This is a genomic window from Achromobacter xylosoxidans A8, from assembly GCF_000165835.1.
GTDB lineage: Bacteria > Pseudomonadota > Gammaproteobacteria > Burkholderiales > Burkholderiaceae_B > Achromobacter > Achromobacter xylosoxidans_B.
The window spans coordinates 6,999,923-7,013,095 of sequence record NC_014640.1 but is presented as its reverse complement, the minus strand read 5'-3'; the positions used below and the strand labels follow the sequence as shown (position 1 = coordinate 7,013,095).

Below are 13,173 nucleotides of genomic sequence, written 5' to 3'. Positions count from 1 at the left end.
GTCGCTCTTATTCAAACCTCGATTCTACCTTGCCTGGGCTGGGGTTATCCACAGGGTAGGGCATAAGTGTCTGCATGGCCCAGGCTTAACTGTTTGACAAGACAGGGAAAACTTGCTGAAATGGTGGGCTTTTCCGAATTCTGTCTGTCAGAAGGTTCCACAGAGAGCTTAGCCGCGCTTTGTTGCCGGTGGTGTCTAACGATGCCTACGCCCATGCAACTGCCTGGTTTTAGCTTCTATAAGTCGCCCGGGGTTTCCCCGGTCAGAGCCCCGTCTACGAGTTGTTTTTTGCACCTGTTGCAAAAATGCTCATTAGATACCCGCTTCCTGAATGCGCGACCAGGAACCCTTCCGGGCAGGTCCCTTCTGACTTTTGTTCTTTTTGTGGATCGTCCATGAAACGTACCTACCAACCTTCCGTTACCCGCCGCAAGCGCACCCATGGCTTTCGCGTGCGCATGAAAACCCGCGCTGGCCGCGCTATCCTGAACGCTCGCCGCGCCAAGGGCCGCAAGCGTCTGGCCGTCTGAGTCCTGGTTTTCCGGTTTTTCCGGAATCCTGACGCCTGACCTGCAGTCCATGCCGCGCTCCACGCTTCCGCCGGAGGCGCGGCTGCATCGCCCCTCCGAGTTCGCCGCCGCCCTCAAAGGCCGGCGTCTTGCCCGAGGGGCGTTCTTCATTGTGAGCGCCGCTCCCAATGATCTGCCTCCCGGCCAGGATGCCTGTGCGCGCCTGGGCCTGGTGATCGCCAAGCGGTTCGCCGCCCACGCCAGCACGCGCAACGCCATCAAGCGGGTCATCCGCGAGGCGTTCCGCCATCGGCGCCTGGGGTTGCCGGCAAAAGATTACGTCGTGCGCCTGCATAGCAAGGTTGCGCCCGCCACGCTCACTGCGCTGAAACGCGCGGCCAGAGCCGAAGTGGACGCTCACTTTGAGCGGATCGCGCGATGATCAAGGCTTTACTCATTGCCCCGATCCGGTTCTACAGGTTTTTCCTGAGTCCCTGGATCGGCCGGCAGTGCCGCTTTACTCCCACCTGCTCGGCGTATGCGATCGAAGCGATCGAGCGCCACGGCGCCTGGCGCGGCTTCTGGCTGGCGGTCCGGCGAATAGGGCGCTGCCACCCTTGGTCGCCGGGCGGATTGGATCCGGTTCCGCCGGCCAAGGGAACCAATGGCCCCTCGTGCTGTTCCCACAGCCACCGCACCGAGCACGATTGACGCTAAACTGGCGGGCTTTGCTGGCCCGTATTCACCTCAGTAGGCACCATGGATATCCGACGAACCGTCCTCTGGATGATTTTTTCCTTCTCGCTGTTGCTCCTATGGAACAACTGGCAGATCCATAACGGCAAGCCGTCGCTGTTCGGCCCCACGCCGGCCGCCACCACGAGCGAGCCGCAGGCTGCCGCGAACAACGCGACGCCCTCGGTGCCCAGTGCGCCTGTCCCCGCGACCGCCGCGGCATCCGCCGTGCCCGGCGCTGCGGCGCCCGTTGCCGCGCGTTCGGAAGAAGTCGTCATCACGACCGACGTGCTGCGCCTGACGTTCGACACCATGGGCGCCCAACTGGTGCGCGCCGAGCTGCTGAAGTACCCGGCTACCGGCCAACCGGACAAGCCCACGGTGCTGCTGGACCGCGCCGCCGGCCTGAACTACGTGGTGCAGACCGGCGTGGTCGGCGCCCCCAACGGCCAGAGCTTCCCAACGCACCAGACGCCTTTCCGTATCGTGTCCTCGGAGCGCCAGCTGACCGGCGACAACCTGGTGGTCGCCTTCGAAGGCGAATCCGGCGGCGTGAAAGTCACCAAGACCTTCACCCTGCACCGCGGCCGCTATGACGTCGACGTGCGCCACGACCTGGCCAACGTAGGCGCCGCCCCCGTGTCGCCCGCCCTGTACCTGCAGCTCGAACGCGACGGCAACGACCCCGCCGACACGTCCAGCTTCTATCACACCTTCACCGGTTTCGCGGTCTACTCGGAACAGGACAAGTTCCAGAAGATCACCTTCAGCGACATCGAAAAGAAGAAGGCCAGCTACATCAAGCAATCGGACAACGGCTGGATCGCCGTGGTCCAGCACTATTTCGCCACCGCCTGGGTGCCCCCGCAGGGCAAGCAGCGCACCAACGAACTGCTGGAAGTGCAGAAGAACCTGTACGCCGCTCGCAGCATCGAAGCCGTGGGCGAGATCGCCCCTGGCGCCGCCACGCGCGTCGACTCGCACCTGTGGGTCGGTCCGCAAGACCAGAAGGCCATGGCGGCCCTGGCCCCCGGTCTGGAACTGGTGGTCGACTACGGCTGGCTGACCATCATCGCCAAGCCGCTGTTCAAGCTGATGACCTGGCTGCACTCCCTCCTGGGCAACTGGGGCTGGACGATCGTGGCGCTGACCGTGCTGATCAAGGCCGTGTTCTACCCCCTGGCCGCCGCCAGCTACCGCTCCATGGCCCGCATGAAGCAGGTCGCTCCGCGCCTGCAGGCCCTGAAGGAAAAGTACGGCGACGACAAGCAGAAGCTCAACGCGGCCATGATGGAGATGTACCGCACCGAGAAGATCAATCCGCTGGGCGGCTGCTTGCCGATGGTGGTGCAAATCCCGGTGTTCATCTCGCTGTACTGGGTGCTGCTGGCCAGCGTGGAAATGCGCGGCGCGCCGTGGATCCTGTGGGTGCACGACCTGTCGATCCGCGACCCGTACTTCATTCTGCCCGCCATCATGATGGCCACCATGTTCCTGCAGATCAAACTGAACCCGACGCCTCCGGACCCCATCCAGGCCAAGGTCATGATGATCATGCCGCTGGTGTTCGGCGGGATGATGTTCTTCTTCCCGGCCGGCCTGGTGCTCTACTGGTGCGTCAACAACACCCTGTCGATCGCGCAGCAGTGGTCCATCACCCGCGCCATGCAGCGCAAGACGGAAGCTGCAGCCAACCGCTGATATCCGCGCTTGCTCAAGAAACCGGTCCCATGCGGACCGGTTTTTTTTCGCCCCGGCAGGATGCTCCATGCCAATCCGCGACTTTCTTGATAGTTATTCTTTATCAAGTTTTATAGATCAATCAACTTCACACAGTAAGGCAAGACCCCTATGATGTGTCGGAGATAGCCCCTGGCCGGCAATGCCGGGGTTGTCCCAGACACGGCGCGGGGCCCACAGTGGCTCCCCGCATTCCAGCATTTCATAGGGAGTGTGCTATGACCGACAAGAAGACGCATCTGACCACCGCCGCAGGCGCGCCCGTGGCCGACAATAACAACACGCTGACCGCCGGCCCGCGCGGCCCGGCGCTGTTGGAAGACTTCTGGCTGATAGAAAAGCTCGCCCATTTCGACCGCGAGCGCATCCCTGAACGCGTGGTGCACGCCAAGGGCTCCGGCGCCTACGGCACCTTCACCGTCACCCACGACATCTCGCGCTACACCCGCGCCAATATCTTTTCCCAGGTCGGCAAGCAGACCCCGCTGTTCCTGCGCTTCTCGACCGTGGCCGGCGAGCGCGGCGCGGCGGACGCCGAGCGCGACGTGCGCGGCTTCGCCATCAAGTTCTACACCGAGGAAGGCAATTGGGACCTGGTGGGCAACAACACGCCGGTCTTCTTCATCCGCGACCCGCTGAAATTCCCCGACTTCATCCACACCCAGAAACGCGACCCCAAGACCAATCTGCGCAATGCCACCGCCGCCTGGGACTTCTGGTCGCTCAACCCCGAATCGCTGCACCAGGTCACGACCCTGATGAGCGACCGCGGCATTCCCGCCAACCTGCGCCAGCAACACGGCTTCGGTTCGCACACGTTCAGCTTCATCAACAAGGACGGCGAGCGCTTCTACGTGAAGTTCCACTTCAAATCGCAGCAGGGCATCGCCTGTCTGAGCGACGAGGAAGCCGCGCAAGTGGTCGCCCATGACCGCGAAAGCTCGCAGCGCGACCTGTTCGACAACATTGAGCAGGGCAATTTCCCGAAGTGGACGCTGAAGGTGCAGATCATGCCCGAGGCGGAAGCCGCGACGTATCACATCAACCCCTTCGACCTCACCAAGGTCTGGCCGCACGGCGACTATCCGCTGATCGAAGTGGGCGTGCTGGAACTGAACAAGAATCCCGAGAACTACTTCGCCGAAGTGGAGCAGGCCGCCTTCACGCCAGCCAACGTGGTCCCGGGCATCGGTTTTTCGGCCGACAAAATGCTGCAGGGCCGCCTGTTCTCGTATGGCGATACGCACCGCTACCGCCTGGGCATCAACCACCATCAGATCCCGGTGAACGCGCCGCGTTGCCCGTTCCACAGCTTTCACCGCGACGGCGCGGGCCGCGTCGACGGCAACGCCGGAGCGACGTTGAACTACGAGCCCAACAGCGCGGGCCAGTGGAAGGAAACCCCGTCCGCGGGCGAACCGCCCCTGCCGTTGGACGGCCAGGCCGCGGCGCGCTGGAACCATCGCGTGGACGATGACTACTACTCGCAGCCGGGCGCGCTGTTCCGCCTGATGACGCCGGCGCAGCAAGAGCTGTTGTTCGGCAACATCGGCCGCCACATGGCCGGCGTGCCGGAAGAAATCCAGCGCCGCCAGCTGGAACATTTCCGCAAGGCGGATCCCGCCTACGCCGCCGGCGTTGCCAAGGCGCTGGGACTGAAGCTGTAAAGCGCGACGCGCCCATGCATAAGGCGGCCCATCCGGGCCGCCTTTTTTTGTGCTCGCAACCCCGCTCTGCGTGGCGGGCAATCAGCGCTGCATGCCCCAACGCCTGACCGTCACACGCTCCACGGTATCGAACACCAGGTTTTCCACAAGCAAGCCGATGATGACGACCGCCGCCAGCCCCGCGAACACCCGGTCTGTGTATAACTCGTTGCGGTTCTGGAAGATGTACCAGCCCAGGCCGCCCTTGCCGCTGGAAGCCCCGAACACCAGTTCCGCCGCGATCAGCGTGCGCCACGCAAACGCCCAGCCTATCCTCAACCCCGCGAGGATGGCCGGCAAGGCGGCGGGCACCAGGATCTGCAGCACATAGCGAAGACCGGTCAGGCCGTAATTGCGACCCGCCATGCGCAGAGTCTCCGACACCCCCAGAAAGCCCGCATACGTGTTCAGCGCCAGCGCCCACAACACCGAATGGATCAGCACGAACACCAGGCTGCCTTCGCCCAGCCCGAACCACAACAACGCCAGCGGCAATAGCGCGATGGCGGGCAGGGGGTTGAACATGGCGGTCAAGGTGGACAGCAGATCGCGCCCGAAGCGCGTCGACACCGCCAGCGTGGTCAGCACGAAGGCCAACGCCACGCCGGCCGCATAGCCCTGCGCCAGCACGCGCAACGACTGCCCGGCGCGCGCCAGCAGCTCGCCGCCGGCGATGCCCTGCACGAAGGCCACCGCCGTCTGCGTGGCGCTGGGTAGCAGCAGATCGTTATCGGTATAGCGCGCCGCCAGCTCCCAGATGCCGGCCAGCAGCGCCAGGATCGCCAGCTTGCGCAGGCTGGCGTGCTGCCATAGGCGCTCATGCCAGGGCAGGGACGCCTCAGCCGCTTGCGGCGGAAGAGGCGGCAGTTCGTACTCCACTTCGGGGCGTACGGGCACGGCGCCCGCGTAAGCAGTACTCATGCATGTTTCCTTCAGGCCGCAGCCCGTTCGGCGGGCGCTTGCGCCGGCGCGACATCGAACAGCAGGTCATGAATGCGTCTGGCAGCCGACTGGAAGGCCGCGGAGCCCTGGCTGTGCAGCCCGAAGGCATGCGCGTTCAGCTCGGCGCGCACGCGCCCCGGATGCGGCGACAGCAACAGCACGCGGCTGCCCAGCACCAATGCCTCTTCGATCGAATGCGTGACGAACAGCAGCGTGAAGCGCTCGCCTTCCCACAATGCCAACAGTTCTTCCTGCATGCGCCGCCGCGTCAACGCGTCCAGCGCCGCGAAGGGTTCGTCCATCAGCAGTACCCGCGGCTGCATGGCCAGGGCGCGGGCAATGGCCACGCGCTGCTTCATGCCGCCAGACAAGGTGTGCGGATAGGCATCGGCGAACGCGGACAGCCCGACCTTATCCAGGTAGTGCATGGCGCGCTCGTCGGCCTCGCGCCTGCCGAGCTTGCGCGAGGCCACCAGCGGAAACGCCACGTTCTGGCGCAGCGTCTTCCACGGCGGCAATTGGTCGAATTCCTGGAACACCACGATGCGGTCTGGCCCGGGGCCACGCACGGTCTTGCCGTCGACGGCGATGCGGCCTTCGGTCGGCTCGATGAAGCCCGCGATCGCCTTGAGCAGCGTGGACTTGCCGCAGCCGGATGCCCCCAGCAGGATAAAGCGCTCCGCATCATGCACGTCGAAACTGACCTGATGCGTGGCGCGCACGCGCCGTTCGCGCGTCTTATATTCGATCGACACCTTATCCACAGCCAGCAAAGGCGCGGCCTTTTCGGTGTTATCCACAGGGGCTGCGGCGCTCAGCCCCATATCAGCTGCCTTGCGCGATGATGGCATCGTCAAAGAAATAGTCGCGCCAGCTTGCCGGCGCGTTCTTGATCGCGCCGACCTTGTGCATGAATTCGGCTAGCGCGTAGGTATTCTGCGGTTCCAGCTTGAATTGCACGTCGGGATTCTTGATCACCTTGATCAGGAAGTCGCGGTCCAGCTTGGCGCCGGTGACGCGCAGATAGGTGTCCGCAGCCTGTTCCGGATTGGCGGCGGCAAACTGGGCGGCTTCCTGCAATGCGGCCTGGAACGCCTTGTAGGTCTTCGGATTTTCCTTGCGGAATTTCTCGGTGGCGAACAACACCGTCGACGAACTGGGTCCGCCCAGCACGTCATAGGATTTGAGCACGATGCGCGCATTGGGATTCCCGGCGAGTTCCTGCTCCTGAAAGGGCGGGTTGCCGAAATGCCCGGTGATTTCCGTGCCGCCCGCGATGATGGCAGCGGCCGCGTCTGGATGCGGCAGCGCGACGGAAATCTTGTCCAGCTTGTTGAACTGCGCATCGCCCCACAGCTTGGCCGACGCCAGCTGCAACACGCGCGATTGCACCGACACGCCCACCGCCGGCACCGCGATGCGATCCTTGTCGGTGAAGTCGGCAATCGTCTTCACGTTGGGATTGTTGCTGACCAGGTAGTAGGGAAAGTTGCCCAGTGAAGCCACGCCCTTCACGTTCTGCTTGCCGCGCGTGCGATCCCAGATCGTCAGCAGCGGTCCCACGCCCGCCCCCGCGATATCCACCGCTCCCGACAGCAGCGCATCGTTCACCGCCGAGCCGCCAGACAGCTTGGCCCACTCGACCGAGATATCCACACCATCGGCCTTGCCGTGCTTTTCGATCAATTGCTGGTCACGCGCCACGTTCAGCAGCAAATAAACAATGCCGTACTGCTCGGCGATGCGGATGCGGCCTTCCGCCATGGCCGGCGTGGGTGAAGCCAGCGCCAGCACGGCAAGTATCAGCGCTAGGCCTGCGCCGGTAGCGGCCTGGACCAAGCGATCACGTAGAGCGGAGGAAAAACCCATGGCGGTCCCTGTGGATAAATGGTTTGCGCGAAATTGCGGCAGGCTGACCATCAGAAAGGCAGGTCGCCTTCGATGGTGGTGCGGTACAGCTTGCGGCGCAGATGGTCCGGCGTGCCGCCGGCCAGGTGGATCAGGGAACGGTTGTCCCAGAACACCAGGTCATGCGGCTGCCATTGGTGGCGGTAGATGTGTTCGGGCCGGATGCTATGGGCGAACAGCTCGTCCAGGATCTGGCGGCTCTCGTCTTCGGGCAGGCCTTCGATACGGGTGGTGAAGCCCTCGCTCACGAACAGCGCGCGGCGGCCGGTTTCGGGATGGGTGCGCACCACCGGATGAATCACTTCCTGCACCTGCGCCACCTGCTGCGCGCTGAGATTGGGGCGCCACGCGCCTTCCTTCTGCAATTGGCCGTATTTGGCCAGATAGGAATGCACGGCGCGCTTGCCTTCGATGGCGTCGCGCAAGACGGCCGGCAGGGTGTCGTACGCCACATGCATGTCGGCGAACAGCGTGTCGCCCCCTTGCGCAGGCAGCTCCTGCGCGTGCAGCAGCGAGCCCAGGCTCGGCAGTTCCTTGTACGAGATGTCCGAATGCCAGTACTTGCCGGCATCGCCCAGCCCTATCGGCTGGCCGTCTTCGACGATGTTGGAGACGATGAGGATCTCGGGATGCCCAGGCAGATGGAATTGATGCAGCACATGGATCATCAGGCGGCCGAAGCGGCGGCTGAAATCGATGTGCTGTTTCGGCGTGATGCGCTGGTCGCGGAACACCAGCAGGTGATGGTCCAGATGCGCACGATGCACCTGGGCGAAATCGGCCGGGGCCAGCTCGCGCGACAGGTCGATGCCGACGATTTCTGCGCCTGTCACGGCCGCCAGAGGGCGGATCGAAAAGGCTTGCGTCGCGGGTTCGGCATACGCCTCGGACAGGCGCAACGCGTTGCTCTGGGACATGGATCGCTCCTTGCGCGAATGCCGCCGGCCAGGCCGGCTCAGGAACGATCCATTATGAAAACGGGCAACCCCTACGCAAACGAATTATTCGGCCTTTGTTCAAGCCTGCGCGTCATATGGCGCGCCCTCGCGTTGCGGCTATAAGCTTATTCGCGCGAAAGGAACTTGCCGCGCACGGAGCCGATATGCTGCTCCATCTTGCGCACCGCGGCCTTTTTATCGCCGCGCTCGACCATCTTGTACAGGTCTTCCAGTTCCGCCACATTGGGCTTTTCGGCCTTGCCCGCAGGCGGTCGGAACCACAGGCGCATGGAACGGTCCAGCAGACTGCCCGCAAACTCCGCCAGGATGTCATTGCGGGCGGCTTCGTACAGCGTCTGGTGGAATCTGCGGTCGATTTCCATGCTGCCCAGGCGGTCCTGGCGTTCATGGCATTCCCAACCTGCCGCTACCAGCGCTTGCAAGCGTTCCAGCAGCGCCGGCGTGGCATTGTCCACAGCCAGGCCGGTCAGATGCGGTTCAACCAATAGGCGCGCCGCAATCAGTTCGAAGAAGCTGTCTATGGTTTCCGCTTTGACCAGAATGCCCTTGCGCGGCAGGATGTCGACCAGGCCCTCGCGATCCAGCCGGTGTATGGCCAGGTGGATGGGGCTGCGGCCAAGCGACAGCTGTTCGCTCAGTTGCGCAACATTGATCTGGTCCCCCGCGCGCAGCTCCTGCGTCAGGATCATGCGCTTGATCGCGATATACGCCTGTTCGCCGAGCGAAGCCGCCGGCGCGGTGTCTTCCTGCAGTCGCTTGGGGGTAAGGGTTTTGGGCATGCGGTGATGGTTGCTGACCACGCGCCGCTACCGGCGCAGACCGCTGCGATTATAGCGACCGGTGCGGGCGGACCAGCGTTTCCTCAATCGATGCGCACGTTGCCATCCTTGATGGCCTGCCCATATTTGGCGGATTCCGCTTTCATGAAGGCCGCAAACGTGTCCGGGGCGGAGGCCGCCGCCACCATGCCCTGCTGTGCCAGGATCTGGCGCACGTCGGCGTCCTGCAGCGCTGCCGAGTACATCTGGTTCAGGCGCTGCACCCGTTCCGCGGGCACGCCGCTACGCGTCAGCAGCCCCATCCAGGTTTGCGATTCGAAACCCTGCAAGCCGGCCTCGGCAAAGGTCGGCACATCGGGCAGCGCTGGCGTGCGTACGCTTCCAGCCACCGCGAGGGCGCGCAGCTTGCCCGCCTGGATATGCGGCGCGACCACGCCCACGTCCCCCAGGGTCGCATCCACTTCGCCGCTCAGCACCGCCATGGTGGCCGGCGCCGCGCCCTTGTATGGCACGTGCATCATGCCCAGGCCGGCCTGCTTTTTCAGCATCTCGAAGCCCAGGTGGCCCGATGAACCATTGCCGAACGAAGAGAAGGTCGCCTTGTCGCCCTGTTCCTTGGCCCACGCCAGAAACGCCTTCAGATCGCCGGCCGGGACCTTGGGTCCGACCACCAGCACATGCGGGTTGGACGCCAACTGCGTGACCGGCTGGAAGTCCTTCACGCTGTCATAGGGCAACTGGTTCAGCAAGTAGGGATTGATGACGAAGCTCGCCGCGATCAACAGGACGGTGTTGCCGTCTGCGGGCTTGCCTAGCAAGGTCTGCGCGCCTATCACGGTGCTGCCGCCAGGACGGTTTTCGACAATGATGTTGGCGCCGTTGTTCTTGGCAATGGCCTTGGCCAGCGCCCGCGCCAGCGCGTCCGAGGAACCGCCCGCGGTGTACGGCACGATCAACGTCATGGGCTGCGACGGGAAAGTGTCGGCGGCGGCGTTCACGCTGGCCAGCCCCAGCGCGACTAACAGTACGGTTTTCTTCATGATATCTACCCCTTGATTTTTCATCGGTGCCGAACGCTCGTCGGCTTATTCCGCGTAGCGCAGGCCCGCTCGCACGACGTTGCGCAATGAGCCTATGCCTTCCACCCAACATTCCACGACGTCGCCGTCAGCCAGGAACACGGGGGGTTGGCGAGCCGCGCCTATCCCCTCGGGCGTGCCGGTCAGGATGACGTCGCCCGGCAGCAGAGTGAGTCCTTGCGACAGCTCGGCGATCACACGCGCCACGCTGAAGATCTGGTTGCGTGTGTGGCCATGCTGCATGCGCACGCCATTGACCTCGCAGCCCAGGGCGAGATTCTGCGGGTCGCCGATTTCATCCACGGTGATCAGGACCGGCCCCATCGGGCAGGTCGCGTCCAGGCTCTTGCCCTTGAACCATTGCGCGCCGTGCGCGCGTTGCAGATCGCGCGCGCTGAGGTCATTGGCTACCGTATAGCCGAACACATGGCTGAGGGCATCGGCTTCGGCGATATCGCGTCCCTCCTTGCCGATCACCACGGCCAGCTCGACCTCCCAGTCCAGCTTGGCGGTATAGGCCTCGTGCAGCGGCACGCTGTCGCGCGGCCCCACGACCGTGGTGGGCAGCTTGCTGAAGAAGGTAGGGCGCTCAGGCAGTTCGACCTCCTGCCCTTCGCGCTTGCCTTTGCTTTCGTCGTAGTGCTTGAGATAGTTCCAGCCCACGCAGAACACATTGCGCTGCGGGATGATGGGCGCAAGCAGACGCACCGACTCCAGCGGCACCGCCGCGCCGCTGGCCTGCACGACATTGCTTAGCAGCGCCTGTACGTCTGCCACGCCCTGGAAGGGCGTAATGGCCTGGCCATCCAGCCGGCCCAATACCGGGCCGGACTCGCTGGCATAGCGAACAATTTTCATGGTGTCAGTCCGCGAGACGCGCCTGGCCCTGGATTTCCACCAGGATCTCGGGCTTGGCCAGGGCGGATACCTGCACCAGTGCGCAGGCGGGGAAATCACCGCTGAAGAATTCGCGGCGCGCCTTCCACACCTGCTGGTTGTCCGCCATGTTGGTCAGGAAGATCGTCATCGTCACCATGTCGTCGATCTGGCCGCCTGCGGCTTCCAGCAGATGCTTCATCTTTGCAAAGATGACCTGGGCCTGTTCATAGGCATCCGCGCCCTGGATCGTCGTGCCGTCGTTGGCGCGGGCGGTCAGCCCAGACAGATAAACCGAATCTTTCACGCGCAGGCAGTTGGACCACAGGCCGGGTTCGGCTTCGGCGACGTGGGGGCTGGTGATGCGTACTTTGTGGACCATGGGATTTCCTGTTCAAGGTAGGGTGGGAACGGCCAATTAAAATAACAGTGATATTTCACAGTTATATCAATGATAGGCTGGCGCGCCCAAATGAGTCAAGGCCGAGCCGGACTCGCGGACATACGCATTTACCCTTGGAACGGGAGAATTTCGCCGGTGTAGCGCGCGGCGAAGCCTGTGGATAAGTCTTGGGATAAGCCTGGTGGCAAGCTCGGGAAAAGCGGTGGATTGCCGGGGGATATCCCGGTGGATAGGCGGTGAATAGCCAGTGGACAGGCTGTGCACAACTCGGCCACGCCATGAAAAAGGCGCAGACCTTTGAAAGTCTGCGCCTTTTAAATCAATGACTTGCGTGGGTCAGGACTTCGGCAGAAACGCCTGCACCAGTTTCACCCAATAAGTCGCGCCCACCGGCAGCAGGGCGTCGTTGAAGTCGTAATTCGGATTGTGCAGCTGGCACGGACCCATGCCGTGATAGGTTTCCATGCGGTGGTCGCCGTCGCCATTGCCCAGGAACAGGTAGGTCCCCGGCACCGCCTCCAGGAAGAAGGAGAAGTCCTCCGCGCCCATGAAGGGCGGCATTTCACGCTGCACATTTTCAGCGCCGAAGGCGTCTTCGGCCACCTGGGCGGCGAAGGCGGTTTCCTTTTCCCAGTTGACCAGCGGCGGATACGCGCGCACGAAATCCAGTTCGCCCGTGCCGCCATACACCTGCGGCAAGGTGGTCGCGATGCGGCGCATGTCGGCCTCGATCTTGTCCAGGGTCTCTACCGAATACGTGCGCACGGTGCCGCGCAGCACGGCTTCGCCGGGAATCACGTTGTAGGCGTCGCCCGCGTGGATCTGCGTGATCGACAGCACGGCCTGATCCAGCGGATTCTTGCCGCGCGAGATCACCGTCTGCAGGGCGTGCACCATGTCGGCCGCGACGATGATGGGGTCCACCGATGCGTGCGGCTGCGCCGCGTGGCCACCCACGCCCTTGATGACGATATCCCAGCGGTTGCTGGAGGCCATGGTCGGTCCTGCGCGGAACCCGAACTGGTTGACCGGCATGCCGGGCATGTTGTGGATGCCGAATACCGCGTCGCAGGGAAATTTCTCGAACAGGCCGTCCTGCATCATGGCGCGCGCGCCGGCGTTGCCGCCTTCTTCGGCCGGCTGGAATATGAACACCACCGTGCCGTCGAAATCGCGATGGGTCGACAAGTATTGCGCCGCCCCCAGCAACATCGTCGTATGCCCGTCATGGCCACAGCCATGCATGCGTCCGCTGATGGTGGACTTGTGCGCGAAGCGGTTGTGTTCCGGCATGGGCAGCGCGTCCATGTCGGCACGCAGGCCTATGGTCTTCTTGCCGCTGCCGCCGCGCAATATGCCCACCACACCGGTTTTCCCCAGCCCGGTGTGGACTTCCAGGCCCCAGCCGCGCAAACGCTCCGCCACCAGCGCCGACGTGCGCGTTTCCTGGAAAGCGAGTTCAGGATGGGCGTGGATATCCCGTCGCAATGCGGTGAGGTCGCCGTGGGCGCGTTCGATTTCGTCTATGGTTTTCATG

Annotated in this window: 14 protein-coding genes; 5 read left to right on the top strand and 9 right to left on the bottom strand. The window is 63.6% G+C overall.

All coding sequences use genetic code 11. The annotated features are described in order from the left end of the window. Positions 1 to 395 precede the first annotated feature (395 nt). The 5 genes from rpmH to AXYL_RS32310 all read left to right on the top strand — a co-directional run bounded on the left by rpmH (position 396) and on the right by AXYL_RS32310 (position 4,651). Positions 396 to 530 (top strand): 50S ribosomal protein L34, encoded by a 135-nt coding sequence (rpmH, locus tag AXYL_RS32325; protein ID WP_003816025.1) that lies wholly within the window; start codon positions 396 to 398, stop codon positions 528 to 530. Positions 531 to 579: 49 nt separating this feature from the next. After that, positions 580 to 951 (top strand): ribonuclease P protein component, encoded by a 372-nt coding sequence (locus tag AXYL_RS32320; RefSeq protein ID WP_013397083.1) that lies wholly within the window; start codon positions 580 to 582, stop codon positions 949 to 951. After that, positions 948 to 1,220, top strand: coding sequence for a membrane protein insertion efficiency factor YidD (gene yidD / locus AXYL_RS34560; protein WP_013397082.1), 273 nt, complete (start codon positions 948 to 950; stop codon positions 1,218 to 1,220). Before AXYL_RS32320 ends, yidD begins: the two co-directional genes overlap by 4 nt. 48 nt (positions 1,221 to 1,268) lie before the next feature. Continuing rightward, the gene (yidC, locus tag AXYL_RS32315; protein WP_013397081.1) at positions 1,269 to 2,945 is read left to right on the top strand and encodes a membrane protein insertase YidC; all 1,677 of its coding nucleotides are present in this window, start codon (positions 1,269 to 1,271) and stop codon (positions 2,943 to 2,945) included. 257 nt (positions 2,946 to 3,202) lie between these two features. Next, complete coding sequence (locus AXYL_RS32310; protein ID WP_013397080.1) at positions 3,203 to 4,651, top strand: catalase; 1,449 nt, start codon at positions 3,203 to 3,205, stop codon at positions 4,649 to 4,651. Between the two features lie 81 nt (positions 4,652 to 4,732). On the opposite strand, the gene AXYL_RS32305 is transcribed toward AXYL_RS32310, so the two are convergent. The 9 genes from AXYL_RS32305 to AXYL_RS32265 form a co-directional block, all read right to left on the bottom strand. Then, positions 4,733 to 5,611 carry an ABC transporter permease gene (locus tag AXYL_RS32305; RefSeq protein WP_013397079.1) on the bottom strand — a complete coding sequence of 293 codons (879 nt, stop codon included), beginning with the start codon at positions 5,609 to 5,611 and terminating at the stop codon, positions 4,733 to 4,735. 11 nt (positions 5,612 to 5,622) lie between these two features. Continuing rightward, positions 5,623 to 6,456 carry an ABC transporter ATP-binding protein gene (locus tag AXYL_RS32300; protein WP_013397078.1) on the bottom strand — a complete coding sequence of 278 codons (834 nt, stop codon included), beginning with the start codon at positions 6,454 to 6,456 and terminating at the stop codon, positions 5,623 to 5,625. Position 6,457: 1 nt separating this feature from the next. Continuing rightward, on the bottom strand, positions 6,458 to 7,501 hold the full coding sequence (locus tag AXYL_RS32295; protein ID WP_013397077.1) for an ABC transporter substrate-binding protein: 1,044 nt from the start codon (positions 7,499 to 7,501) through the stop codon (positions 6,458 to 6,460). Between the two features lie 50 nt (positions 7,502 to 7,551). After that, complete coding sequence (locus AXYL_RS32290; RefSeq protein ID WP_013397076.1) at positions 7,552 to 8,457, bottom strand: TauD/TfdA dioxygenase family protein; 906 nt, start codon at positions 8,455 to 8,457, stop codon at positions 7,552 to 7,554. 146 nt (positions 8,458 to 8,603) lie between these two features. Beyond that, complete coding sequence (locus AXYL_RS32285; protein ID WP_013397075.1) at positions 8,604 to 9,278, bottom strand: GntR family transcriptional regulator; 675 nt, start codon at positions 9,276 to 9,278, stop codon at positions 8,604 to 8,606. An 83-nt stretch (positions 9,279 to 9,361) separates the two neighbouring features. After that, on the bottom strand, positions 9,362 to 10,318 hold the full coding sequence (locus AXYL_RS32280; protein ID WP_013397074.1) for a Bug family tripartite tricarboxylate transporter substrate binding protein: 957 nt from the start codon (positions 10,316 to 10,318) through the stop codon (positions 9,362 to 9,364). Between the two features lie 45 nt (positions 10,319 to 10,363). Beyond that, a complete protein-coding gene (locus AXYL_RS32275) occupies positions 10,364 to 11,215 on the bottom strand; it encodes a fumarylacetoacetate hydrolase family protein (protein ID WP_013397073.1) in 852 nt (283 codons plus the stop codon). Between the two features lie 4 nt (positions 11,216 to 11,219). After that, positions 11,220 to 11,615 carry a RidA family protein gene (locus AXYL_RS32270; protein WP_013397072.1) on the bottom strand — a complete coding sequence of 132 codons (396 nt, stop codon included), beginning with the start codon at positions 11,613 to 11,615 and terminating at the stop codon, positions 11,220 to 11,222. A gap of 357 nt (positions 11,616 to 11,972) precedes the next feature. Further along, on the bottom strand, positions 11,973 to 13,172 hold the full coding sequence (locus AXYL_RS32265; protein WP_013397071.1) for a M20 aminoacylase family protein: 1,200 nt from the start codon (positions 13,170 to 13,172) through the stop codon (positions 11,973 to 11,975). Position 13,173: the final 1 nt, after the last annotated feature.

Bases quoted from the DNA above. Each gene is read 5' to 3' on its own strand.
- yidD (WP_013397082.1), top strand. From the start codon at position 948: ATGATCAAGGCTTTACTCATTGCCCCGATCCGGTTCTACAGGTTTTTC.
- AXYL_RS32305 (WP_013397079.1), bottom strand. From the start codon at position 5,611: ATGAGTACTGCTTACGCGGGCGCCGTGCCCGTACGCCCCGAAGTGGAG.
- AXYL_RS32310 (WP_013397080.1), top strand. From the start codon at position 3,203: ATGACCGACAAGAAGACGCATCTGACCACCGCCGCAGGCGCGCCCGTG.
- AXYL_RS32270 (WP_013397072.1), bottom strand. From the start codon at position 11,615: ATGGTCCACAAAGTACGCATCACCAGCCCCCACGTCGCCGAAGCCGAA.
- AXYL_RS32290 (WP_013397076.1), bottom strand. From the start codon at position 8,457: ATGTCCCAGAGCAACGCGTTGCGCCTGTCCGAGGCGTATGCCGAACCC.
- AXYL_RS32295 (WP_013397077.1), bottom strand. From the start codon at position 7,501: ATGGGTTTTTCCTCCGCTCTACGTGATCGCTTGGTCCAGGCCGCTACC.
- AXYL_RS32280 (WP_013397074.1), bottom strand. From the start codon at position 10,318: ATGAAGAAAACCGTACTGTTAGTCGCGCTGGGGCTGGCCAGCGTGAAC.
- AXYL_RS32265 (WP_013397071.1), bottom strand. From the start codon at position 13,172: ATGAAAACCATAGACGAAATCGAACGCGCCCACGGCGACCTCACCGCA.
- AXYL_RS32275 (WP_013397073.1), bottom strand. From the start codon at position 11,215: ATGAAAATTGTTCGCTATGCCAGCGAGTCCGGCCCGGTATTGGGCCGG.
- AXYL_RS32300 (WP_013397078.1), bottom strand. From the start codon at position 6,456: ATGGGGCTGAGCGCCGCAGCCCCTGTGGATAACACCGAAAAGGCCGCG.
- rpmH (WP_003816025.1), top strand. From the start codon at position 396: ATGAAACGTACCTACCAACCTTCCGTTACCCGCCGCAAGCGCACCCAT.
- AXYL_RS32285 (WP_013397075.1), bottom strand. From the start codon at position 9,278: ATGCCCAAAACCCTTACCCCCAAGCGACTGCAGGAAGACACCGCGCCG.
- yidC (WP_013397081.1), top strand. From the start codon at position 1,269: ATGGATATCCGACGAACCGTCCTCTGGATGATTTTTTCCTTCTCGCTG.
- AXYL_RS32320 (WP_013397083.1), top strand. From the start codon at position 580: ATGCCGCGCTCCACGCTTCCGCCGGAGGCGCGGCTGCATCGCCCCTCC.